The organism is Gelidibacter algens, from assembly GCF_001678675.1.
Classification (GTDB): domain Bacteria; phylum Bacteroidota; class Bacteroidia; order Flavobacteriales; family Flavobacteriaceae; genus Gelidibacter; species Gelidibacter algens.
This window is the reverse complement of the sequence record NZ_LZRN01000113.1, coordinates 1-1,536: the sequence shown is the minus strand read 5'-3', so window position 1 is coordinate 1,536 and position 1,536 is coordinate 1. Positions and strand designations below refer to the sequence as shown.

Here is a 1,536-nt window from a genome sequence, read left to right as displayed (position 1 = left end):
CCTGCCAGTTTTGAATGGTAAAGTAAAAAAACTAGGCACACTAGAATCTAAATTTATGGAAGATTTTGCCAATGCAGGTGATGATATATTAAAAGAAATGAATAAAGCCGATTCAGAATTATTTTCTGGATGGAAAAATTTCAGGAAGAAATATTTTGATGAAATATTGTGTGATTAAGTAAACAAAAAAATATTATGTTACGATTTTTAATAGGACTCATTACATTTTCTATAATACAGTCGACTAGCGCACAATGCGAAATGTTAGTTGAGCTTACAAAAGATCTTGCTAATCCAAAAACAAAGCAAGCTTTTAAAAACTATATAAAAGGAAATGATGACGGTATGTATTCATATCTGCAACTTGCCAAAGCAGGAAGAACTGAGTTAAGAACAAGTGTAGAAGCTTTACAAGCCTTCACGAAATTACAAAAAAATGAAAAATTGATTAAACTTGGAGTTAGCAAAGGGGACTTAGCAGGTATGTTGAAAAAACTAGAAGCAAGCCCAAATACAACATTTACAGATTTTGATAAAGTATTGAATAAACTTAATAAAAGCTATAATGATCCTTTAAAAGGAGGTAATAGCAAAGGAGCACATGGTGTATTAAAAACTTTAGACGATGAGTTTGATAATTTATTAAAAGGGAATTCTATTAAATTTGAAAAACGAGTAGAAAACGCAAGGGATATAAATAGCATGTCTGCTGAAGATTTAACTGTTGAATTATTAATAGATGGCCAAATTATTAAAAGAATTGAGGTAAAATATTGCACCAACTGTGTAGACGAAAAAACTATAATAAAACAATTTATAGAACGCGACCTTTACAACGCCACCAATATAAACCAAATAAAATGGAAAGTTTACGGGCAAGATTTTACAAAAAGTGACCTACAAACAATTCTTTCTTCTGCTGATGGTAAAAAAGCTTTGGAAGGTTTGGGTGTCGATAAAGTTAAACAATTGCTCCCAAAAGATGAATTTCTTACTAATCAAAATTTTGTACAAAGAATACTTGAGAATTTAGAAAGAAAAGAGGTGTTTAATTTAATTTTCAAATAACGTAATGAATATTTTCAAAAAAATTAATAATGTTAAATCTTTTTTAATAGATAGCAAGCATATTTACTTCGTAAATATAATAGATAAGTCATTATTCAAAATTGATTTTGCATTAAATCAAATTGATTCTTTTAAAGAATTTAATTCATACGAAATTGTAGATTACTATGATTTTATAATTAATTATTCTCTTTTATTTGTAAATAAAGAAAAATTTCAAAAAAATATTGAGATTTTGAATAACTTTAATTTAACATTAGTTAATACTATAAATGAACAGGAAATTTTAGTTAAAAAAATTGATGATGAAGCTAAAAAAGTTACATTACTTAAAAATTAATTTAAAATACTAAAAAAGAAACAAGAAATTAAAAACAATTTCATTTCCAAAAATTAGTTCTAGAAGGGCGAATGTAATATAGTTCTGATACAACTTTTTTATTCATCCCACAATATAGAAAATAGGTC

General features: G+C 26.4%; 2 protein-coding genes. Both read left to right on the top strand.

Annotated features, from left to right (window positions below; translation table 11 throughout):
• Nucleotides 1-195 precede the first annotated feature (195 nt).
• Nucleotides 196-1,068 carry a hypothetical protein gene (locus A9996_RS19310; RefSeq protein ID WP_157487269.1) on the top strand — a complete coding sequence of 291 codons (873 nt, stop codon included), beginning with the start codon at nt 196-198 and terminating at the stop codon, nt 1,066-1,068.
• Nucleotides 1,069-1,072: 4 nt separating this feature from the next.
• Nucleotides 1,073-1,408 carry a hypothetical protein gene (locus A9996_RS19305; RefSeq protein WP_066439166.1) on the top strand — a complete coding sequence of 112 codons (336 nt, stop codon included), beginning with the start codon at nt 1,073-1,075 and terminating at the stop codon, nt 1,406-1,408.
• Nucleotides 1,409-1,536 lie beyond the last annotated feature (128 nt).

Excerpts from the sequence above, each read along its gene's own strand:
- A9996_RS19310 (WP_157487269.1), top strand. The coding sequence starts at position 196 with ATGTTACGATTTTTAATAGGACTCATTACATTTTCTATAATACAGTCG.
- A9996_RS19305 (WP_066439166.1), top strand. The coding sequence starts at position 1,073 with ATGAATATTTTCAAAAAAATTAATAATGTTAAATCTTTTTTAATAGAT.